This is a genomic window from Romboutsia sp. LXY-2 (assembly GCF_056171995.1).
The window spans coordinates 25,353-48,366 of the sequence record NZ_JBKFGI010000001.1 but is presented as its reverse complement, the minus strand read 5'-3'; the positions used below and the strand labels follow the sequence as shown (position 1 = coordinate 48,366).

Annotated in this window: 21 protein-coding genes; 20 read left to right on the top strand and 1 reads right to left on the bottom strand. The window is 29.4% G+C overall.

Annotated elements, in window-relative coordinates; all coding sequences use genetic code 11:
- Positions 1–62: 62 nt before the first annotated feature.
- The 17 genes from ACI48P_RS00220 (at position 63) to ACI48P_RS00140 (ending at position 20,031) form a co-directional block, all read left to right on the top strand.
- Positions 63–1,073 carry an aldehyde ferredoxin oxidoreductase N-terminal domain-containing protein gene (locus tag ACI48P_RS00220; protein ID WP_475214100.1) on the top strand — a complete coding sequence of 337 codons (1,011 nt, stop codon included), beginning with the start codon at positions 63–65 and terminating at the stop codon, positions 1,071–1,073.
- 36 nt (positions 1,074–1,109) lie between these two features.
- The gene (locus ACI48P_RS00215) at positions 1,110–2,330 is read left to right on the top strand and encodes a molybdenum cofactor synthesis domain-containing protein (RefSeq protein ID WP_475212287.1); all 1,221 of its coding nucleotides are present in this window, start codon (positions 1,110–1,112) and stop codon (positions 2,328–2,330) included.
- A 41-nt stretch (positions 2,331–2,371) separates the two neighbouring features.
- Positions 2,372–4,297 (top strand): molybdopterin biosynthesis protein, encoded by a 1,926-nt coding sequence (locus ACI48P_RS00210; RefSeq protein WP_475212285.1) that lies wholly within the window; start codon positions 2,372–2,374, stop codon positions 4,295–4,297.
- The gene (gene moaA / locus ACI48P_RS00205) at positions 4,290–5,249 is read left to right on the top strand and encodes a GTP 3',8-cyclase MoaA (RefSeq protein ID WP_475212283.1); all 960 of its coding nucleotides are present in this window, start codon (positions 4,290–4,292) and stop codon (positions 5,247–5,249) included. The genes ACI48P_RS00210 and moaA overlap by 8 nt, the downstream gene beginning before the upstream one ends.
- A 339-nt stretch (positions 5,250–5,588) precedes the next feature.
- Positions 5,589–6,518, top strand: coding sequence for a hypothetical protein (locus ACI48P_RS00200; protein ID WP_475212281.1), 930 nt, complete (start codon positions 5,589–5,591; stop codon positions 6,516–6,518).
- A 297-nt stretch (positions 6,519–6,815) separates the two neighbouring features.
- Positions 6,816–8,672, top strand: coding sequence for a BglG family transcription antiterminator (locus ACI48P_RS00195; RefSeq protein ID WP_475212279.1), 1,857 nt, complete (start codon positions 6,816–6,818; stop codon positions 8,670–8,672).
- Positions 8,673–8,688: 16 nt separating this feature from the next.
- Positions 8,689–9,138: a PTS sugar transporter subunit IIA gene (locus ACI48P_RS00190; protein ID WP_475212277.1), complete on the top strand. Its 450-nt coding sequence runs from the start codon at positions 8,689–8,691 to the stop codon at positions 9,136–9,138.
- Positions 9,139–9,157: 19 nt separating this feature from the next.
- Positions 9,158–9,472 (top strand): PTS fructose transporter subunit IIB, encoded by a 315-nt coding sequence (locus ACI48P_RS00185; protein ID WP_475212275.1) that lies wholly within the window; start codon positions 9,158–9,160, stop codon positions 9,470–9,472.
- 48 nt (positions 9,473–9,520) lie between these two features.
- Entirely contained in the window at positions 9,521–10,735 is a 1,215-nt protein-coding gene (locus tag ACI48P_RS00180) for a PTS transporter subunit EIIC (RefSeq protein WP_475212274.1), read from the top strand.
- A gap of 175 nt (positions 10,736–10,910) precedes the next feature.
- Positions 10,911–12,086 carry a trans-sulfuration enzyme family protein gene (locus ACI48P_RS00175; RefSeq protein WP_475212272.1) on the top strand — a complete coding sequence of 392 codons (1,176 nt, stop codon included), beginning with the start codon at positions 10,911–10,913 and terminating at the stop codon, positions 12,084–12,086.
- Positions 12,087–12,110: 24 nt separating this feature from the next.
- Complete coding sequence (locus tag ACI48P_RS00170) at positions 12,111–13,040, top strand: ABC transporter permease (RefSeq protein ID WP_475212270.1); 930 nt, start codon at positions 12,111–12,113, stop codon at positions 13,038–13,040.
- On the top strand, positions 13,040–14,092 hold the full coding sequence (gene opp3C / locus ACI48P_RS00165) for an oligopeptide ABC transporter permease (RefSeq protein ID WP_475212269.1): 1,053 nt from the start codon (positions 13,040–13,042) through the stop codon (positions 14,090–14,092). Before ACI48P_RS00170 ends, opp3C begins: the two co-directional genes overlap by 1 nt.
- 14 nt (positions 14,093–14,106) lie before the next feature.
- Complete coding sequence (locus ACI48P_RS00160; RefSeq protein ID WP_475212267.1) at positions 14,107–15,132, top strand: ABC transporter ATP-binding protein; 1,026 nt, start codon at positions 14,107–14,109, stop codon at positions 15,130–15,132.
- 14 nt (positions 15,133–15,146) lie between these two features.
- Complete coding sequence (locus ACI48P_RS00155) at positions 15,147–16,091, top strand: ABC transporter ATP-binding protein (protein WP_475212265.1); 945 nt, start codon at positions 15,147–15,149, stop codon at positions 16,089–16,091.
- 19 nt (positions 16,092–16,110) lie between these two features.
- On the top strand, positions 16,111–17,184 hold the full coding sequence (locus ACI48P_RS00150; RefSeq protein ID WP_475212263.1) for a M42 family metallopeptidase: 1,074 nt from the start codon (positions 16,111–16,113) through the stop codon (positions 17,182–17,184).
- 34 nt (positions 17,185–17,218) lie between these two features.
- Entirely contained in the window at positions 17,219–18,895 is a 1,677-nt protein-coding gene (locus ACI48P_RS00145) for a peptide ABC transporter substrate-binding protein (RefSeq protein WP_475212261.1), read from the top strand.
- A gap of 194 nt (positions 18,896–19,089) precedes the next feature.
- Complete coding sequence (locus tag ACI48P_RS00140) at positions 19,090–20,031, top strand: ROK family protein (RefSeq protein WP_475212259.1); 942 nt, start codon at positions 19,090–19,092, stop codon at positions 20,029–20,031.
- A gap of 42 nt (positions 20,032–20,073) precedes the next feature.
- Here the strand turns inward: ACI48P_RS00140 and trxA are convergent, their stop codons facing one another.
- Positions 20,074–20,391: a thioredoxin gene (trxA, locus tag ACI48P_RS00135; protein WP_475212257.1), complete on the bottom strand. Its 318-nt coding sequence runs from the start codon at positions 20,389–20,391 to the stop codon at positions 20,074–20,076.
- A gap of 239 nt (positions 20,392–20,630) precedes the next feature.
- On the opposite strand from trxA, the gene ACI48P_RS00130 reads away from it, so the two are divergent.
- From ACI48P_RS00130 to rbsK, 3 genes are all read left to right on the top strand, one after another.
- Positions 20,631–21,176, top strand: a complete 546-nt coding sequence (locus tag ACI48P_RS00130) for an NADH peroxidase (RefSeq protein ID WP_475212255.1) — start codon at positions 20,631–20,633, stop codon at positions 21,174–21,176.
- A gap of 157 nt (positions 21,177–21,333) precedes the next feature.
- Positions 21,334–21,939 carry a GNAT family N-acetyltransferase gene (locus ACI48P_RS00125; RefSeq protein WP_475212253.1) on the top strand — a complete coding sequence of 202 codons (606 nt, stop codon included), beginning with the start codon at positions 21,334–21,336 and terminating at the stop codon, positions 21,937–21,939.
- Positions 21,940–22,101: 162 nt separating this feature from the next.
- Positions 22,102–23,010, top strand: a complete 909-nt coding sequence (gene rbsK, locus ACI48P_RS00120) for a ribokinase (protein ID WP_475212251.1) — start codon at positions 22,102–22,104, stop codon at positions 23,008–23,010.
- Positions 23,011–23,014: the final 4 nt, after the last annotated feature.

The following is a 23,014-nucleotide window of genomic DNA, read 5'->3' as shown; positions in this document are numbered from 1 at the left end:
GGAAAATTATGAAAAAACATGCAAGTATAAATGCTATAATATAAATATAGAGGAGGTGGCTTATTATTAAGAAGATATTATACATTAACTTAAGTACACTAGAATTAGAAATTTCTAATGTTCATAAGGAAGAGGTTATTGTATTTAATGATAATGACTTAATATATGAAGCACCTATATTAGCAGGGTATGGGGTAGTTGGAATAAACAGATTAAATATATTATGTGGAGAGAATAGTTCTAAGGTAGGCGGTTATTTCGCGCATCATCTAAAATGCAGTGGCTATGATTATTTAGTACTAAGAGATAAATCTAGGGAACCGATATATTTATATATAGATAAGGATAATATTGAAATAAGAAAAGCTAACCATCTAAATTATATGAATCCAAAAGAAACAGAAAAATTAATAAAAATGGAGCTAAATAGTGAAGGTTTAGAAATAAGTGAGATTGGATTAGCAGGCGTAAATAAAGTTGATTTTGCTAAAATAATGTTTAGAGGAATTAAGTCTTGTGGGAAAAATGGCTTAGGAAAAATTATGGGGGAAAAGAATGTAAAGGCCATAGTACTTAAAAGACATGATAGTCTGAAAGCTAAAGATGAAGATAAATTATCTGAAATTAATACTTTGATGATTAATAGAGTTAGTAACAATGGACAAGGCTGGTATGATGATAGTAATTGTTGTTATGGTTGTATATTAAATTGTAAAAGTACTGCTACTAAAAAGATAATGAAGCTTAATTTTTCAATGGAAGAAGCAAATAAAATAGATGAGATATGCAATGTTTTGGGGATGGATAGTATTGTGTTTGCAAATATATTAGATAAATACAAAAATAATAATAAAATAAAAGAAATAGATTATTTAGATTTTGCTAATAAGGTTGTAAATCATGATATAGATTTTAGTGCTTATATAAGTATAGAAAAACTTAAGATAAAAGATAAAAGTAAAGATAAATTAAGTAATGGACTAGAAGAACTAGGATTTTGTAAATTTTTAACAAATAAAAATATTATAGATTATTCTTTGAAAGAGGAACTTATAGAATCTATTTTAGGATAGTATAAACATTTACATACAATTAGGGGGAATCATAAAATGAAGTTGTTTGATGTTGTAACTATAGACGAAGCATTAGAAATTATGAATAATAACTTTAATATAAGTTTGTCTGTAGAAAATGTAGGTTTGATTGAAAGTTTAAATAGATTTATAGGGGATGAAATTAATTCAAATATAAATGTACCTCACTTTAGAAAGTCACTAGTAGATGGATATGCTCTACTTTCTAAAGATGTATTTACTGCTAGTGAAAGTAGTCCTGTACCTATGGAGTTAATAGATGAGAGTCACATGGGGAAAGTTTGTAGTGCTGTGCTTGACGAAGAAACTTGTGTCTATGTTCCAACAGGAGGTATGGTACCGATAAATGCTGAAGGTGTAGTTATGATAGAGTACACAGAAAAGCTTGATGATAAAACTATACTGATACAAAAGGGTGTAGCATATAACGAAAATATAGTTGAAATTGGTGAAGACATTAAAGAAAAAGAATTATTATATAATAAAGGACATTATATAAATAATAGAGACTTGGGAGTATTAGCAGGTGCAAATATTAAAAGTGTACCAGTTTATAAAAAGATTAAAATAGGGATTATCTCTACAGGAGATGAAATACTTGGATTAGAAGAAAATATAGAGGAAGCAAAAATTAAAGACATTAACGCATATGTATTATATGGTCAACTAAAAGAAATTTCTTGTGAGCCTATAATATATCCACCAGTTAAAGATAATCTTGAAGATATAATTAGACTTATTGACAAAGCAAATAAAGAATGTGATATTGTTCTTATATCAGGTGGAAGCTCTGTTGGGAAGAAAGATGAAACAGTAAGAGCGATAGAGTCTTTTGATAATAGTGAAATATTAATTGAAGGAATTGCTATTAAGCCAGGAAAACCAACTATAATAGGAAAAATAGAAGATAAGCTAATTATTGGATTGCCAGGTCATCCACTATCTTGTGGTTTTGTGGTTGAAGCTATTGTAAAGCCTTTTATTCTTTCATTATTTGAAGAAAAAAATAAAAAGTATATAAGTTGTGAGTTTAAATACAATTATCACAAGGCAAAAGGAAGGGAAGAGTTTTTAGCAGTTAATATTAGTGAGGAAAAGGATAAACTAATATGTACTCCTATATTTTCTAAATCATCTATGATAAAACATTTTGCAAATAGTGATGGATATATTAGAATACATAGAGATTTAGAAGGAATTCAAAAGGGAGAAGAGGTAAAAGTATATTTATTTTAACCAAATTATATGAAGAAAGATTGGACTGAAGGGGAGAAAAAATGGGGAAATATCTAACAAATATACCTCTAGAAGAGGGGATAAACAAGTATATTAAGACTTTAGGAAATTATAAAAATAGACAAGAAGAGTATATAGATGTTGAAGATTCACTAAATAGAATGACAAGCGAAGCCATTTATGCAAACTTATCTGCACCTTTTTATAATTGTTCTGCTATGGATGGTATAGCGGTAAAAGCTGAAAATACATTTAATGCAAATGATTCAAATATATTGACATTAAAGGAGAATATAGATTATATAGAAGTAGATACAGGAGATCCAATACCAAGGGAATTTGACGCGGTAATAATGATTGAAGATGTATTAGAAAAAGAAAATGGTTTAGCTAAAATATATAAACCAGCAATGCCATGGCAACATATTAGATGCCTTGGAGAGGACATAGTTGAAAATGAAATGATAATACCTAGCTTCCATAATATAAGACCTCAGGATATTGGTTCTATGATAAGTGCAAAAATAGATAAAGTAAAAGTTTTTAAGGAATTTAAGGTGGGTATTATACCAACAGGGACAGAACTTATAGATAGAGATAAAACTCCACAAATAGGTGATATAATTGAATTTAATTCTAGGCTATTTGAAGGACTAGTATTGGAATATGAAGCAAAGCCTGTAAGGTATCCAATAGTGGAAGATAATTATGAAAAAATAAAATCAAGTGTATTAAAAGCTTTAGATGAATGTGATATGGTGTTAATTAATGCAGGGTCATCTCAAGGAAGAGAAGATTTTACATATGATATTATAGAAGAAATAGGTGAAGTTTTAATTCATGGTTTAGCTATAAAGCCAGGAAAGCCAGCTATTTTAGGACAAGTTAAAGGAAAGCCTGTAGTAGGTATACCTGGGTATCCAGTATCTGCATGGGTTGTTATGGAAAATATAGTAAAACCAGTGGTTAGAAATATGAACTACAAAAGTATAAAGCCTAAGGAAAAAATAAATGCTGTTTTAACAAAAAGAGTAATGAGTTCTTTAAAATATGAAGAATTTATTAGAGTTAAACTAGGATTTGTTGATAATAAATATATTGTAACACCTATAAAGAGAGGTGCTGGAACTATTACTAGTCTAGTACATGCAGATGGAGTTTTAAGAATTCCTCAAAATGTAGAGGGACTAGAAGACGGATCAGTAGTAGAGGTAGAATTACTAAAAGATATAGAATATATAAAAAATACTATTGTATCAATAGGAAGTCATGATTTAGTTATGGATATTATTAATGATGAACTTACAAAAACACATTTTGGAAATATAAAATTAAGCTCTACACATGTTGGAAGTTTTCAAGGTTTACTTTCTATAAAAAAAGATGAAAGCCATATTGCTCCAATACATTTGTTTGATATAGATAGTGAGAACTATAACATACCTTATATATATAAGTATATAGATGAAGATAGCGTATTAATAAAATTAGTTAAAAGAACTCAAGGGATTATAGTAAAAAAGGGAAATCCTTTAAATATAAAAAATGTTTCGGATTTAGTTAATGTAAGATATATTAATAGGCAAAAAGGCTCAGGTACTAGAATACTATTTGATCATCTACTAAAAAAAGAAAATATAAAAAAGAGCCAAATATTAGGGTATGAAAGAGAAGAATCAACACACATGTCTTTAGCAAAAGCAATCCAAAATGGAGATGCAGACTGTGGCTTAGGGGTATATTCAGCAGCAAAGGTATTTGACCTTGATTTTATACCAGTTTGTGAGGAAGAATATGATTTATTACTAAAAGAAAAAATGCTAGAATCAGATTATATTAAGTATTTATTAGAAACTATAAATAAGGATTCTTTTAAAGCAAAAGTCCATGCTTTAGGTGGATACAATTTAGACAACATTGGCGAAATAATAAGAATATTAAATGGAGTTGAAGTATTAAATGGTTGATAATTATGGGAGAGAGATAGATTACTTAAGAATATCTTTAACAGAAAAATGCAATTTAAGATGTATCTATTGTATGCCACAAGATATGAATATTGAAGACGACTATATTAATGAAGTTATTAGTTTTGAAGATTATAAGAAAATAATAAAAAACTTTGCAAAAATGGGTATAAATAAAATAAGGTTTACAGGCGGCGAACCATTAATGTATAGCCACCTAAAAGAATTAATAGAATATGCAAGTAAAGAATGTAATGTAGAGGAAATAGCTATAACTACTAATGGAATAAATTTATGTGATGAAATAGAAGAGCTTAAAGAAAGTGGACTTACTAACATTAATATTAGCTTAGATTCTTTCGATGAAGAAAAGTACAAAAAGATAACTGGTGGTGGAGACTTAAAGAAAGTATTAAGATCAATTAATAAATGTTTAGAATTAAATATAAAAATCAAAATAAACTGTGTATTTATAAATGGAATGAATGACAGTGAATTTGAAGAATTGATAAATATAACTAAAGGTAATAAGATTGATGTTAGGTTTATAGAGCTAATGCCTATTGGGCAAGGAGAGAAAATATTCGAAAAAGGTTATATAAATCTAAGAGATAAAATAAACGAATTAAACAATCTTGAAGAATATAAAAGTAATGAAAAAAGTGTAGCAGATTACTACAAGATAAAAGGTGCTAAAGGAAGAATAGGAATAATAACACCGATGAGCTGTTCTTTCTGCAGTAAATGCAATAGAATTAGGCTTACATCAGAAGGTAATCTTAAGTTATGTTTACATTCCGAAGAGGAAATCGATATAAAACCTTATTTAACTAGTGATGAAGAATTTATAAACTTCATTGAGAAAACAATAAAATCAAAGCCGAAAGAACATAACTTAAATGAATTAGGTAAAAGTCAAACATCTAGAAAGATGTATCAAGTTGGCGGATAGAAAGTAAGTAAAATTAATAGATATAAAAGGAGATATTTAAAATAAAAATAAATATCTCCTTTTATTATTGTTTATAAAAAGAAAGGAAATTGACAAAAATAAAATTATCAGAAAATTTAGAAAAATACTGTATGCATGGTTGACAATTGCAGGATAATATTAGTATTATAAAATAAAAGCATGTAATTATTATACTTAGGACAAAAATAACGAAACTATTATAGATAATAAGAATATAATTAACCATTAATATAGCTTTAAACTAAAGAAGATTGTAACAGATTAGAGAATTACTGAAATACTTAATATTCATCAAATTTATATTAAGGAGGATGATTAATGAAAAGTGTTCAGGGAAGAAGAATTGTTGATAATATAAATTCTATAAAATTTATAGGCCTAGGACATAAGGGTATTGAGCTAGTAAATAAAATATCCCAAAACAAAAAGGACTATATTAATCTAGCTACAATAGATATTAAAGGTGTTAATAACAATCCTAAGATAAAAGAACATATAAATTATGCAAATGATATATACGAGTGGTGTTGGTGGTGTAAGTGTGATTTTTTCGAATTAATTGATACAATTGGGAAAAAAGGAGAAGTGCTTAATTCTTTAATAAAAGATGAAAAGCTTGTAGTAGTAATATGTGAGGATAGTGATTTAGTATCTCTTCATACTTTATTGGAGTTTGGAAAGATATCCAAACAAAATAATAGTTTAGTATTGCCAGTAATAATACAGACAGATAAAAAGTCTGCTACTAAAGAAAGTGATAGCAAATTCTTTATAAAAAAGATTAATAGAAGTGTCGGACCAGTAATTAACATATGCAAGAATGATCCTTATAAAATTGGTGATGAATATGAAATAATAAACTTAATAATTGATATGTTTTTAGAAAATATTATGTCACCATGTAGTTGTAATTTGGATTATGAAGATATTCAGTGGCTATTTGAAGACTGTAATAATAGTATGCAAATTAGTATAACTAATATAAATGAAGAAGATTTATTAGAAGATATTAAATCTAAGGTTATTAAAAGTGTGGTATCAAGAAGTAGACAGAAGATGTCTAAGAAAATAATAATAAATGCAAAAGCTCCGAAGGATAAAATGAACTATAACCAAGCTTTTAGGTTGATACAACAGGTTGCAAAGTGTTTACAAGAAGCATCTCATGAAGATTGCAGGATAACGTTTTCTTTAAGGTTTGAAGAAAAAGAAGATAATAATTTAGATATATTAACAATTCAAGTATAAAATTAAGGTGTAAAAAATATATGCATATTTATGCAATATATTTTTTACACTTTTTTTACGCTTGAGGATAGTATAATACTTCAAATTATGAGGATAACTTCTGAACCTAAGTAATATCAATAAACTGGTTTTGAGCGTAAAAAAGATTTTGAGCAACGGACGAAGTCGTTGGCGACATGAGCGAAGCGAATTTTTAGTGAGAATACAATATGTCCCTAATATAGACAGATTGGGTATATACACTAATATAAAAATATTTTAATATATTATTATAATGGTTATATTGGGGGGAATACAATGTTAACGAAAAAAGGCTCTATTATCATAAATCATCTATGTAAAAAAGAAGGATATACTACTTCAAATGAGTTAAGCAATATATTAGATGTATCTACCAAGACAATAAAAAGAGCTATGAGTGATATTAACCATGATATTAAAAATTACAATGTTAATATAGTATCATCAAGGGGATTAGGTTATATTATTGAAGGTAGTAAAAAAGATATTGATCACTTATATAATATTTCTCAAAGCTTTTTAGATGAATTAAATGAAGATTCTATAGAAAAGAGAATAGAGTTATTTATTAGCTTGTTAATCAATAATGAATCTATTAGTATTGAAGAAATTGCAGAAAGGCTATGTCTAAGCATAGCATCTACAAATAAGGTATTTTCTAAAGTAAAGAAAATACTTAAAGAATATAAATTAGGCATTAAATCTAAGCCATGTTATGGAAGTTATATTGAAGGATCAGAAGAAGCAATAAGACAATTAATGCTAGACTATGTTATAAAAGTTACAGCAAGCGAAAATATTAGCGCAGAAATAGATAATATTTATACAAAAGAAATAACCATAATAGAAAATATTATTATAAATAGATTAAAAGATGAAAATAGTGTTATTTCTGACAAGGATTTTAATCTTATTCTTTCGAAAATCATCATATCTTTAGCTAGAATAAGAAGAAGTAAAAAGTATCACAAGGATGATAAAAAAACTTTTGAAGATGATGATTTTATATTAATTAATGATATATTGAAAGAAGTAGGTATAAAGTTAAATATTGACTTTGATGAAAGAGAATTGTTTTATGTTTGCAGTCATCTAAATAAGTTTGAAAGTTGTGAAATAGAGAAAAGGGTAAAATCAATAATAAATAGTTCTCTAGAAGATATTTACTTAATATCAGGTATAGATTATAAACATGATAAAGAGTTTATAAAGCTAGTATCAATGCATATGAAAAGACTTATAAATAGAGTTTTTGATAAGGTAAGATTAAATAATCCTCATACGTTTCAAGTTAAAAATAGCTTTCCAATGGAATTAAATTTGGCTAACTTTATTTCAAAAAATATAGAAAAAGAGTTTAATATAGATATTAGAGAAGAAGAAAAATCTTATATTGCAATACATTTTGCTGTGGCAACAGAAAGAATTAAGAAATCAAATGCGAAAAATATATGTATTATATGCCACTATGGGATTGGTACAGGGCAATTGATTGCAGAAAAATTAAAACAAACTATGAATGAAATAAATATCATTGGAGTTTATCCAGCAAAATACTTAGATCTTGCATTAAATGAAAATGTAGACTTAATTATATCAACTGTTCAGTTAAAAAATATAAAAAAAGAAGTGATTCATGTAAATAACGTATTTTCTGAGGAAATGATAGAAAATATCAAAACAAGGATAAATGAGGGAAACGAGAGGAGAAGAATACTTGCTAGTATGTTTGATGGTGATGCATTCTTCTGTATAGACGCATCATCAAAGGAAGAAGTAATAGATATTATGGGGAAGAAAATGATAGAAAGAAATTACATATCAGAATCATCCATGAAGAAAATAATTGATAGAGAAATTTCGGGAAGTACTGAAACGGGAAACCTAGTTGCTATACCTCACGCAATAATTGATGAAGATGTGGACTCTATAATAGGGGTAGGTGTACTAGAAAAGCCAATAATTTGGGAAAAACAAGAAGTGCAACTAGTTTTTATGGTATTTCTAAATAAAAATCAAAAACAAAATGCTCCTGTATTTAGGCACTTATACAATTTTATTAAGGACATAGGTGGGGTAAAAAGCATAATTAATTTAAAAGATTTTAATAAGCTTGTTGACACCATAAGCTAAAAAGGAGATAAAACAAATGGTAGCAATATTAAATATGGATAGCATATTAATTGACATAGATATTAAAAGAAAAGAAGATGCACTTTTAAACATTTCTGAAGTTGCAAAAAGCTTAGGAATATGTGAAAATGAAGAGATAATATATAAAGAATTATTAAATCGTGAAAATGAATGTAGTACAAATGTAGGACTTGGAATAGCAATACCTCATATAAAAAGTGATTATATTAATAAAGTAACACTAGTTATAATTAAACCTGAGAAAGAGTTTTATTGGGAGAAAGATGAAGAAGTTAATGTAATTATTTCTATACTGGCGCCTAAAGAGGTAGATTCAAATTTACATATTAAATTACTTTCTAATTTATCTAGAAAACTGGTAAATAAGGACTATAAAAATTTACTATCAAATAGTAAAGATAAAGACACTATATATAATTTAATTGAAAGCGCATTATGTAGTTAGTATGGAAGGGGTAAATATAATGAAAAAAATAATTGCAGTATGTGCTTGTTCAATGGGATTAGCACATACATTTATGGCAGCAGAAGCACTAGAACAAACTTGTGAAGAACTAGGGTATGAAATAAAAGTTGAAACTCAAGGTGCAGATGGTATTAGTAACGAATTGAATTTAGAAGATATAAAAAGTGCTGATATTATTATACATGCAGTTTCAATCACACCTGAAAATATGTGGAGATTTGAAGGTCATGAAGTATATGAAATTAATCCAAAGGATGTAATTAGTAATCCAGTTTCTATTATTAGGGAGATAGAACAAGACCTGGGAGTATAGGATAATAAGGGTTATTAGCATTAATTATTATTTTGATAGGGGATTAAAATGTCAATAAAGAAAAGGGTCATTAGGAACACATCAGAATACGATCAACAAGTGAATATTAAAACACAAAAAAATAATGATTTTGAAATAATAAAGCATGTTTTAACAGGTATGTCATATATGGTACCTATTTTAGTATTGTTTAGCATTGTTAGAGCTTTTGAACAAATAATACCAATGCTTACTCTAGGAGTAACAACAACTGAAGAAGCAATAAAACTACTTAATAATGGAGAAAATACTAAATTTATATTAGCCATTATAAATGTAACCTATTTGCTTCAACAGTTTAGAAATATATTATTTCAAATTGCAACGCCTATTTTTGCAGGCTTTACTGCTAATTCAATAGGTGGAAAGAACGCACTAATATTAGGAATTGTTGGAGGGTTTATTGCTAATAATCCAATAACTACTTTAGTTTATAAAAGTGAAACTGTGGATGTAATAAAATTAACGCCATCTGGTTTTTTAGGTGCTTTAATTATTTCACTTATAATTGGCTATGTTGTAAAATACCTGAATGAAAAAATAAAGGTAAATAGGCAAAATATTTCTTTAAAAGTGCATTTAATCGTTCCAACTATAGGGCTTATTATATGTATATTATTAATGATATTTGTAATAAATCCAATAATTGCTTATGTGGGAGAGTTTGTAAGAGTATTACTAGAAAATACTAAGCATTATAATGAATATATTTACTCTATTCTTATGGCTATAGCAACCACATTTGATTTGGGAGGACCTATTAATAAGGTTTCAGGTGTCGTTTGTATGGGTTTATACATGGATGGTATTTTTCCTGTAACAGCCAGAACTTTAGCTGTAGTCATACCATCAATTGGATTGGGACTTAGTACAATAATAGATGAAAAATTAATAGGTAAAAAAGTATTTGATAGTAGACTTTATCAAAGTGGTAAAAATGCTTTATGGTTAGGAATAATGGGAATATCAGAAGGAGGTCTTCCTTTTGCATTAGAAATGCCTCATTTTGTAATTCCTATAAATATAATTGGAACTATAATAGGTGTCTTAGTAGCAATTAGTATGGGGGCTGTTCAGACTTTCCCTGAATCGGCAATATGGGCTTGGCCTTTTGCTGAAAATTTCTTAGCGTACTTATGTGGTATAGCAGCAGGTTCTATATTTATAGCTATATCTAACATATTATATAGAAATAGACTGATAAAACAAAACCAAGTAAAATAGATAAAACAAAAAAGTTGTCTCGAGAGAGACAACTTTTTTTGTTTGTGGAAACTTTTTCCTTGAAATGTCCTTTAAGTAGACAAAAAGGAGAAGGAAGTAAAATGACTTATATTTTATAATGAATTTAAGAAAAGGGAAGACTTTAAAATTATTTCTATCAAGAGGGGAGTTAAAAATGAAAGAGTTTAAAAGAGATTCAGAGATATGTATATATCATGGTGAAGATCATAATAAATATTTTGGAGCTGTGGCACCGCCAATTGTTCAGACATCATTGTTTGCTTTTGAAAATTGGGATAAGTTCCTAGAGGGGATAACAGCAGAAAGAAATCATTATGTATACACTAGAGGGGTAAATCCTACTACAGAAATTTTAGAAAAAAAGTTAGCAGAGCTTGAAAGAGGAGAAAAGTGTAAGTGCTTTGCATCTGGGATGGCTGCCATTAGCTCAACATTATTTACGATACTAGAAAGTAAAGATCACGTTTTATTCGTAAATAACGTATATGGACCAGCATTAGCTTATACAAAAATTTTAGAAAAGTTTGGTGTTGAACATAACAACGTGTTCGTTGAAGATGCTTTAGAAATAAAAAATCATATTAAAGAAAATACAAAGCTAATATATGTGGAAAGTCCTTCTACTATGAATATGCAAATACTTGACCTTAAAGTGGTTTCTAATATAGCTAAGGAAAACGGTATTATAACTGCTATAGATAATACTTGGTCTACTCCACTTAATCAAAAGCCTTTAACTATGGGCATAGATTTAGTGCTACATTCATGTACAAAGTACATAGGTGGACATAGTGATACTGTTGCTGGAGCAGTTATAGGAAACTATGAAATGGTTGATAAGATATTTGAAATCGGACATCAGTTTGGAGGAGGTGCGCTTAGCCCATTTGACGCATGGTTAGTGATAAGAGGGTTAAGAACTTTACCGCAAAGAATGGATTATCAACAAAGAAGTGTAAAAAAAGTAATTGAAGCTTTAAAAGTTCAAAACAAAGTTAAGAAAATAAATCACCCTCTTTGCCTAGATGGAAAGCAAAAAGAACTATATGAAAAACAAATGAATGGTTACTCAAGTTTATTCAGTGTAGAAGTTGATTTTAGCTCATATGATGAGGTTAGAACTTTTATGAACAGCTTAAAATCATTTAAACTAGGTGTTAGCTGGGGAGGATTCGAAAGTTTAATTATTACACCTAATTATGGAAATAATGAAGAAGGATTAAAAGCTACTAATATTAATAAAAATCTTATAAGAATTTATGTTGGATTAGAAGATACAGATATATTAATTGAGGATATAGAAAGAGCATTTAATAGCATCGGAAAATAATTCAAAAAATATGGAGGGATAGAAGTGCTTAAATATATTGTGAAAAGATTCATGTTTATGTTACTTACTTTATTTATTGTAGTAACAGCAACATTTTTCCTAATAAGACTTATGCCAGGATCACCATTTAATGATGATCAACTAAGTAAGGAACAAATAGAGATATTAGAAGAAAATTATGGATTAAATGATGGAATATTTACTCAGTATGCTAGATATATGGGGAATATTTTAAAAGGGGATTTAGGGCAATCATTCCAAACTAAGAAAGAAGTAACAACACTAATAGCTGAAAGACTTCCAACAACTGTTAAAATAGGAACGCAAGCTCTTCTATTAGGTTCCTGTATTGGTATATTAATAGGGGTAATAGCAGCACTAAAGAGAAATACTGTATGGGATTATGCATCAACTGTTGTAGCAGTGCTTGGAATCTCGGTGCCATCCTTTATATTTGCGATACTGTTGCAATCAACACTAGGCGTTAACTCTGAGTTCTTCTCAGTAGTATACTCAAGAAGTAATCCATTTGTATCAAGTATCTTACCAACAATAGCACTTTCAGTTGGAGTAATAGCAACAATAGCTAGATTTATGAGAACAGAATTAATAGAAGTATTAGGATCAGATTTCGTATTACTTGCAGAAGCAAAAGGTATAAAAACAAGTTCAGTAATACTTAAACACGCCATAAGAAATGCACTTACACCTGTAATAACAATAGTTGGACCAATGACGGTAGGATTACTAACAGGATCGACAGTTATTGAAAGGATATTCTCAGTTCCTGGGGTAGGATCATTACTAGTAGACGGAATATTAACTAATGATTATTTTGTAATAGTGGGGGTAGCAATGTTCTATTCTATATTATATCTACTTGCATTATTCATAGTTGATATACTATACGGAATAATTGACCCGAGAATAAGAGTTGCAGGAGGGAAGAGTTAATGAGAGATTATGTAGAAAATATAGAAGACATAGAAGAACTTGACGACCAACTTTTTAGTCTTGTAGGACGTAATAGTCAAAATCATGAAAAAATAGATAGACCTTCACTAACATTTTGGGAAGATGTTAGAGTTAGATTATTAAAAAATAAGGCAGCTATAGTAGGTATGTTTATGATAACTTTAATTGTTGCTACGGCGCTTATTGCTCCAGTAGTTAGTAAATATACTTATTCACAACAGTTAGAACCATTTGCAGTATATTCTAAACTTCCACCGAGGGTACCAGTTTTAGAAAATATTCCAGTGATTGGTGAATTCTTTGATGGAGAACTTAGAGGTGTAGATGTATATGAACAAAGAGGAATAGAGGATGAATATTTTTATTTTGGAACAGATGATTTAGGTAGAGATGTATGGACTAGAATATGGTGTGGTGTAAGGATATCATTATTGATTGCATGTATAGCAGCACTAGTAGACTTCCTAATAGGAGTTACTTATGGTGGTATATCAGGTTATTTTGGTGGCAAGGTTGATATGCTTATGCAAAGATTCTCAGAAATTATTGCTGGAATACCAGGGTTAGTAGTAGTAATATTATTCATACTAGCATTTGATCCGGGAATTTTCCCAATAGGATTATCCATTGCTATAACAGGTTGGATAGGAATGAGTAGAATAGTTAGAGCCCAAGTTTTAAAGTTAAAAGAACAAGAATTTGTTATGGCAGCTCAAACATTGGGAGTTTCACATAAAAAGATTATATCAAAACATTTAATACCAAATACTATTGGACAAATTGTTGTAATGATAATGTTTACAATACCAAATGCAATATTCTACGAAGCATTCTTAGCATTTATAGGCCTTGGACTACCTGCTCCTAGTGCTTCTCTTGGAGTGTTAGTAAATGATGGATTCCAAACAATGTTTTCAGCACCTTATCTACTTATAGTACCAGCAACAATAATTAGTGTACTAATGCTTAGTTTCAATCTGCTAGCAGATGGATTAAGAGATGCATTAGATCCAAAAATGCGTAATAAATAGGAGGAGGGCTTAAAATGGAGACGTTACTATCAGTAAAAAATTTAGGAATATCATTTGAAACACATGCAGGAAAAGTAAAAGCAGTAAGAGGCGTAACATTTGACCTTAAAAAAGGAGAGACTCTTTCTATAGTTGGTGAATCTGGTTCTGGTAAGTCAGTTTCTACTAAGGCTCTAATGGGAATACTTGCAAAAAACGGAATAATAGAAAGTGGAGAAATAATATTTGACAAAAAAGATTTAATAAAATTAAGTAAACCAGAGATACAAGAAATAAGAGGTAAGGATATTGCGATGATATTCCAAGATCCTATGACTTCTCTTAATCCAACTATGACAATAGGTAAACAAATTTCAGAGGGAATTATAAAGCATCAGGGGCTATCTAAGGCAGATGCAAAAGTAAAAGCTATAGAGCTTATAGAATTAGTTGGAATAACAATGGCAGAGAAAAGATATAAGCAATATCCCCATCAATTCTCAGGGGGAATGAGACAGCGTATTGTAATAGCTATAGCATTAGCATGTAATCCAAAAATATTAATAGCTGATGAGCCAACTACAGCCCTTGATGTTACAATACAAGCTCAGATATTAGAGTTAATAAAGGATATACAAGTAAAAACAGGTGTATCCATAATATTTATAACTCATGATTTGGGAGTTGTAGCAAATGTAGCTGATAGAGTTGCTGTAATGTATGCAGGTAAGATTGTAGAAATAGGAACTACAGATGAAATATTCTATGAACCTAAGCATCCTTATACATGGGGATTAATAGCATCAATGCCTAACTTAGATAGTAAAGATTCAAAGCTTTACAATATACCAGGAACACCACCTGATCTACTTAATCCACCAGTAGGTGATGCATTTGCATATCGTAGCGAATATGCGCTAGAAATAGATTTTGTTAAAGAGCCTCCAATGTTTAAAATAAGTGATACACATTATGCAGCAACATGGCTATTGCATCCAAAGGCTCCAAAGGTAATACCTCCACAAGCTGTATTAGATGCAAAATTAAATAAAAATGTATAAGGAGGTTTTAGAGCATGGAAAGAAGAGAGGTTTTATTAGAAGTCAAAAATTTAAAGCAGTATTTTAAAATAGATAAACATAACACTGTTAAAGCAATTGATAATGTTAGTTTTAATATATACAAAGGTGAAGTTTTCGGCTTAGTTGGGGAGTCTGGGTCAGGAAAGTCAACAACAGGAAGAAGTATAATAGGACTTTATAATCAAACAAGTGGAGATATTTTATTTAAAGGTAAAAATACAAAAGGTAGGTATTCTAGTGCTGAAAAGAAGCAATTTAAAAAGAATATACAAATGATATTCCAAGATCCATATGCATCACTAAATCCTAGAATGACAGTAGAAGATATTATCGGAGAGGGATTAGATGTCCATGGCATTGCAAAAGATAGTGCAGAAAAAAGAGAAAAAGTTGTAGAGCTTCTTGAAACAGTAGGACTAAGCGCAGACCATGCTAGTAGATATCCTCATGAATTCTCAGGAGGTCAAAGGCAAAGAATAGGTATTGCACGAGCTCTAGCTGTAGAACCAGAGTTTATAATTGCTGATGAGCCAATATCAGCACTTGATGTTTCTATTCAAGCTCAAGTTGTAAATCTAATGAAAGAACTTCAGGAAGAGAAAGGTCTTACATATATGTTTATAGCTCATGACCTCTCAATGGTTAAGTATATTTCAGATAGAATAGGTGTTATGTATAGAGGGAAATTAGTTGAATTAGCTACTGCAGAGGAACTATATGATAATCCTTTGCATCCATATACTAAATCTTTGTTATCTGCTATACCACTACCTAATCCAGAGTATGAAAGAAATAGAAAAAGAATAGTATATGATGCAAGCATTCATAATTACGATAAAGAAGATCCTAAATGGATTGAAATAAAACCAGGTCACTTTATATATGGATCAGAAAGTGAAATAAAAGTATATAAAAAAGAATTAATAGTAAATGCATAAATAAACGGGGAGAGAAGATATGAAATTTGATTATCAGTATATTGAAAAATTAACTCAAACAAATTCTATTTCTGGTCATGAAGAGGAAATAAGAAAAGTAATGTATGAAGAACTTAAAAATCATTGTGATGAAGTTAGTTTTGATAAATTAGGAAGTATTATTTTTACTAAAAAAGGTAAAGAGAATGGTCCAAAAGTAATGATAGCGGCGCATATAGATCAAATAGGTTTTGTAATAACTCATATAGATGATAAAGGATTCTGTTATTTCAAACCTATAGGCGGATGGTACCCAACTCAGCTAATGACACAAGAAGTATCTGTTAAAACAGAAGATAATAAAGAATATATAGGCATAATAGGTCACAAGCCTGTAAAAGTATTGAAGAATAAAAAAGAAATTGAGTTCACTGATTTATTTATAGACTTTGGTGTTTCTTCCAAAGAGGAACTAGAAGAATATGGAATAAAAATAGGGGACCCTCTAACTCCAATATCTTCATATAAACCACTGTGCAATGAAAAATATGTAGCTACAAAAGCGTGGGATAACCGAGTAGGTTGTGCAATAATTAGTGAGTTACTAAAAAATATTTCTAAAGAAGAATTGCCTTGTGAGTTAAATTTAGTTGGAACTGTACAGGAAGAAGTGGGGATAAGAGGTGGTAAAACAGCTTCTTACAAAGTTAAGCCGGACATATCTATTGCAATAGATATAGGGGCTTATGGAGATACTCCAGGGATTGATCCTTATGACTCAACTTTAGAACTTGGGAAGGGTCCTGCAATAATGGTACTTGATGCAACAAGTTTAGGAAATAAGAAACTTGTAAGTCTAGCAAGAAGAGTAGCGAGAGAAAATAATATACCTTTCCAAACTGATATTATGCTAAATGGTGGTACTGACAATGGTGCAATGCACTCTAATCAGGAAGGTTCATTTGGTATGACAATATGTATACCAACTAGATATGGTCATTCACATAATAGTATCATTCATCTTGATGATTTAGAAAATGCTACAAGAATTTTTAAAGAAATGTTAAAAGAGTTGAATGAAGAGTTTTTAAGTGACTTAAAAACTTTCATATAAATTATCAACAATATTATTTTAAGGGGGCAACATAATGAAACTAGGAAGAAAAGGTATTATGTTATTAGTATCATCACTATTAATTGGGACATTAACAGTTGGATGTTCAAGCTCGTCAGGTGGGGATAGCGCAGGAAATGGAGATAGTGTTGATGTATTAAAATTAGCATGGACTTCAGATATAAAATTAACTGACCCTACACATGCTTATGATGGTGCAACAAAGGATTTATTAGCAAATATTATGGAAGGTTTGTTCATGTTAGATGAAAATGACCAGCCAATAAATGCATTAGCAGAAAGTTATGAATTTAATGAAGAAACTTTAACTTATACTTTTAAGATAAGAGAAGGTGTTAAGTGGTTTAAAACTGTAGATGGAAAGCCTGTAGAAACTGGAGATGTTGTAGATGCAAAAGACTTTGAATATGCATGGAAGAGACAAGCAGATCCTAAAGTAGGTTCTCAGCAAGCTCAATTCTTAGATTATGCGGGTATAAAGAATTATAAACAAATATTTGAAGGAACATTACAGCCAAGTGAATTAGGAGTAAAAGCAATAGATGAGTATACTTTAGAAGTACAACTTGAAAGAAATGTACCATATTTTGAATCATTACTTGCAATGCCATCATTCTACCCAATAAGCGAAGACTTTGTAAAAGAGGTAGAAGAAGGAGGAAAAACTTTTGGTACATCAATAGACACTACATTATCTTTTGGACCATTTATAATTGAAGAATGGAGAACTGATGAAGGATTAAACTTCGTTAAGAATGAAGAATACTGGGATGCAAAAAATGTTGATGCTGAAAGAGTAGAAATAATAATAAATAAGGATACAGCTTCAAGTAGAAATTTATATGAAGCTGGAGATATAGATAAGGTTTCTTTATCAAGTGATGATGCTCAAATGTATAAAGATAGCCCAGAGTTTATGTCTACTTTAGGAAGTGCAGCTACTTCTTTAAAGTTTGATGTTACTGATGAAGTTGCATCAAATGTTAATTTAAGAAGAGCAATATCTATGGCTATAGATAAAGATCAATATGTTAACTCTGTTGTTAACAATGGATCTGTAGTTGCAACAGGAATAATACCAAAAGGATTTACTTTCGGACCAGATGGAAAGGATTTTAGAGATTCTTATGAAGGTGTAAACTTCAATGTAGAAGAAGCTCAAAAAGAGTTTGAAGAAGCTAAGAAAGCTTTAGGTGAAAATATAAATATAGAATTATTATTAACTGACTCTGCAGGAGATAAGAAAAATGGAGAATATTTACAATCTCAATTAGAAAAGAACTTACCAGGTTTAAAAGTATCAATAAAGCAAGTTCCATTTAAGAATAGACTAGACCTTGAAAATGAAGGTAACTATCAAATGGTTTTATGTACATATGGACTTAACTACACAGATCCAATGGCTCTATTAGAATTATGGGTAAGTGATAGTTCAATAAACAATGCTTTCTATAATAACCCAGCTTACGATAAGTTAGTGGCTGATGCAAAAGTAGAAAATGACCCAGCTACTAGATGGCAAATGTTATTAGATGCTGAAAAGATATTTGTTGAAGAAGATGCAGTAAAAGTTCCAATAGTACAAGGTGCTAAGACTTTCTTAATAAAAGAAAAAATAACTAACTATCAAATAAACAAAACGGCATATGCAGATGTATGGAAGAGTGTACAATTTAAAGATGCAGAGTAGTAACTAATATACAATAAAATAGACTATTTCATGATAGGATTAAATAAAGTAACCAAAGATATTTTTATCAATTAGGCAGGAATACCCCCAATCTAAGATTTAAGATAAAAAATGGTATACTAATTATAATTCTTTATATCGAAATAGTCTATTTTTATATGTACAGAAATATTTTATAGCGAAGGAGATATGACATGTATAACATTGGAGTAGATATTGGCGGTACTAGTATAAAGATTGGTATAGTAGATACTAATGGTAAAATTATGGATAGAGCTGAATTTGACACCAATAAAGGCGGATTTAAAGATGTATTAGAAGATATTAAAATGAATATTGATAAATTACTGAATAAAAATAATTTAAATATAAATAGTATAAAGTCAATTGGATTTGGGGTACCAAGCTTTATTAGCAAAGATGGAAGAGTAACATGTGTAAATTTAGGATGGGACAATATAGATTTTATAAACAATATAGAAAGTAAGTTTAAAGGTACTAAAGTTTATGCAGAAAATGATGCAACAGTAGCAGCTTTAGCAGAATATAATTTTGGAGCTATGAAAAATCATGATATTTCTTTAATGTTAACTCTTGGAACAGGAGTGGGAGGTGGAATAATACTAAATGGTAAATGCTTCAGTGGTGCAAATAACATGGCATCAGAGGTTGGTCATATAGTAATTGGAGAAAATTATTATGATTGTAATTGTAAAACAAATGGATGCTTTGAAACTTACTGTTCGGCAACTGCTATTATAAAGTATGCTCAAAAGCTAATAAATGAAGGTAGAGAAACTATATTGACTAATTATGTTGGTGATATAAGTGACTTAACAGCAAAGATGGTTTTTGATGGATATAGAGAAAAAGATAGCTTATCAGTGGAAGTAATAAATAGATTTAAAAATTATTTATCAAAAGGAATAGGTAGTCTGATAAATACACTAGACCCTTCAATTATTGCAATAGGCGGAGGGCTATCAAAATCAGGTGATATAATATTAGATGGATTAAAAGAAATGGTAAGAGAAAATGTTTTGTACAAAAAATATGAATTTGGCAATATTGTTATTGCCAAATTAGGTAATGATGCTGGAATAATAGGAGCATCTTCTTTATATAGTAGTAAATAATAAAAAAACTATCTGGAATTTATCCAGATAGTTTTTTTATTATTATAATTGAGCTTTTAATTTAGCTGCTATACTTTCTTTTGGAACAAATCCAACTAATGTATCAACTGGCTTACCATCTTTGAATATTATCATAGTTGGAACAGAACTTATATTAAATTTACGAGCTAATTCTAAGTTTGCATCTATATCAACTTTTAAAAATTTAGCTTGTCCTTCCATTTCGTTACTTAATCCATCTAGTACTGGCGCTAACATTTTGCAAGGTCCACACCAAGTTGCAAAGAAGTCTACTATTGCTACACCGTTGTAAGATTCTACTTCTGTTTTAAAAGCATCGTTGTTTATTACATTTACCATAATTATACACTCCTTGTTTATAATGATATACATATATATTGTTTCATTTAATCTATATATATATTCTATACAAATTAATTGGAAAAATATGTGACTTTGTCACGTTTGATTATATCATAAAAAAATATTAAAAAAATTTATTTTTTTGTTTAAAGTTATAATTTGGTGGTATATAATTAATATAGAAATAAAGAAAATGTTGGAAAATATATATATATAAATATCAGGAGGAGAAAAAAATGAAGAAATTTGTTTGTACAGTATGTGGATATATACATGAAGGGGAAACTGCACCAGAACTTTGTCCTGTATGTAAAGTTGGAGCTGAAAAGTTCGATGAAATGAGTGGAGAAATGGTTTGGGCTGATGAACACAGAATAGGTGTTGCTCAAGGTATAGATGAAGAAATATTAGAAGGATTAAGAGCAAACTTTGTTGGAGAATGTACAGAAGTTGGTATGTACTTAGCTATGAGCCGTCAAGCTGATAGAGAAGGTTTCCCAGAAGTTGCTGAAGCATATAAGAGAATAGCATTTGAAGAAGCAGAACATGCTGCTAAGTTTGCTGAATTATTAGGAGAAGTAGTAGTAGCTGATACTAAAGCTAACTTACAAGCAAGAGTAGAAGCTGAATATGGAGCTACTGAAGGAAAATTAAAAATAGCTAAAAAAGCTAAAGAATTAGGATTAGATGCTATACATGATACAGTTCATGAAATGTGTAAAGATGAAGCTAGACATGGTAAGGCATTCTTAGGGTTATTAGAAAGACATTTTACTAAATAATTGATGAATAAATAATGAATAAAAAAATGGCTATGTATATATTACATAGCCATTTTTTTATTAAAAAAGTAATAATATATTAATACTAAAATTTATTAACAATGACTAGTTCATTCTCATATATAAATAGTAACAAATATGTGAGGAAGTGATTAATATGAATGATAATTTATATCCTCAGATGAAAGTAGTAGAAACTGATAAGTATATACTAAGACCTGCAAGATTAAGTGATGCAGAGGATATGTATGATTACTATAAGGAAGATAAAGTAGTTAAATACCTACCTTTTAAATCCCATGATAGCGTAGAAGAAACAAGACGATTTATAAATACATTTTTTATTAGAAATTATAGGGAAGGTAGAATAGGTCATTTAGCAATTTTTTCAAAAGAAGATAATAGGGTTATAGGTAACATCGGAATTAATAATATCAGAAAAGGAGATATGAAAGGCGAAATCGGTATATGTATTAATCCAAAGTACTGGGGAGATAATCTAGCTACTAAACTAACTGTGTGCACATTAATGTATGGATTTGACTATTTAAATATGAATAAACTTGTGGCTATTACTTACGAAGATAATAAATATACCAGAAAATCATTACAGAGTCTTGGATTTAGATATATTAAAACTTATGACAAGAAAATTAGGCACAATTATATAAAATGTCATGTTTTCGAATTATCAAAAGAAGACTATTTTAAATATAAATCACAAAATATATATAAGGAATTAATTGTAGCTAGAATAGAATAAAATTAATAAAAATCACCTAATAAGGTGATTTTTTTATTGAATTGTATACAAAATCCATAATTGTGTTGCACTAATAAAATATATATGATACTCTATATAAAGAAAAATAAAAGTAAATTTAATATTCTATTTATTATATATACATACATCAGGAGGTCATAAATGAAAAAGATATGCGTTATTGGAAGTTTAAATATGGACTTAGTAGTAAAAGTTGATAACATGCCTAAGGGAGGTCAAACTCTAATTGGAAGTGACTTTAAAGAGGTACCTGGAGGTAAAGGTGCTAATCAAGCAGTTGCTATGGCTAGACTTGGTGGAAGTGTAAATATGATAGGTAAAGTTGGAAATGATAGCTTCGGAAAAACATTAATAGATGCACTTAAAAATGATAATGTAAATACTAAGTACATTCACATAGAAGAAGGTCCTACAGGTGTAGCAATGATTACTGTTGATAAAAATGCGGAAAATTCAATAGTAGTAGCACCTGGAGCAAATTTCAAGGTAAAGGAATCTGATATAGATAATAATATAGAAGCAGTGATAGAAAGTGACATAGTGGTAGTACAACTTGAGACACCACTAGATACAATAAAGTATGCACTAAATAAAGCTAAAGAATTAAATAAATATATCATACTTAACCCTGCACCTGCAGTTAAGTTAGAAGATGAAATAATAGCGAATGTTGATTTATTAACTCCTAATGAAACTGAGCTAGAAATATTAAGTGGAATAAGTATAAATTGTGAAGATGATATAGTCAAAGCTGCTAAGTTAATGATAGATAAAGGTGTTAAAGAATTAATAGTTACGTTAGGATCAAAAGGAAGTTTATATATAAATAAAGAAAGACAGATGTTTAAAAATGCTTATAAGGTTGATGCTGTTGATACTACAGCAGCAGGAGATAGCTTTACTGGAGCATTATCAGTAGCATTTGCAAATGGAAAAAATATTGAAGAGGCAATGGACTTTGCATCAAAGGTTGGAGCACTAAGTGTTATGAAAGAAGGCGCACAAAGCTCTCTTCCAACATTAGAAGATGTAGAAAACTTTAGGGAGTAGACAT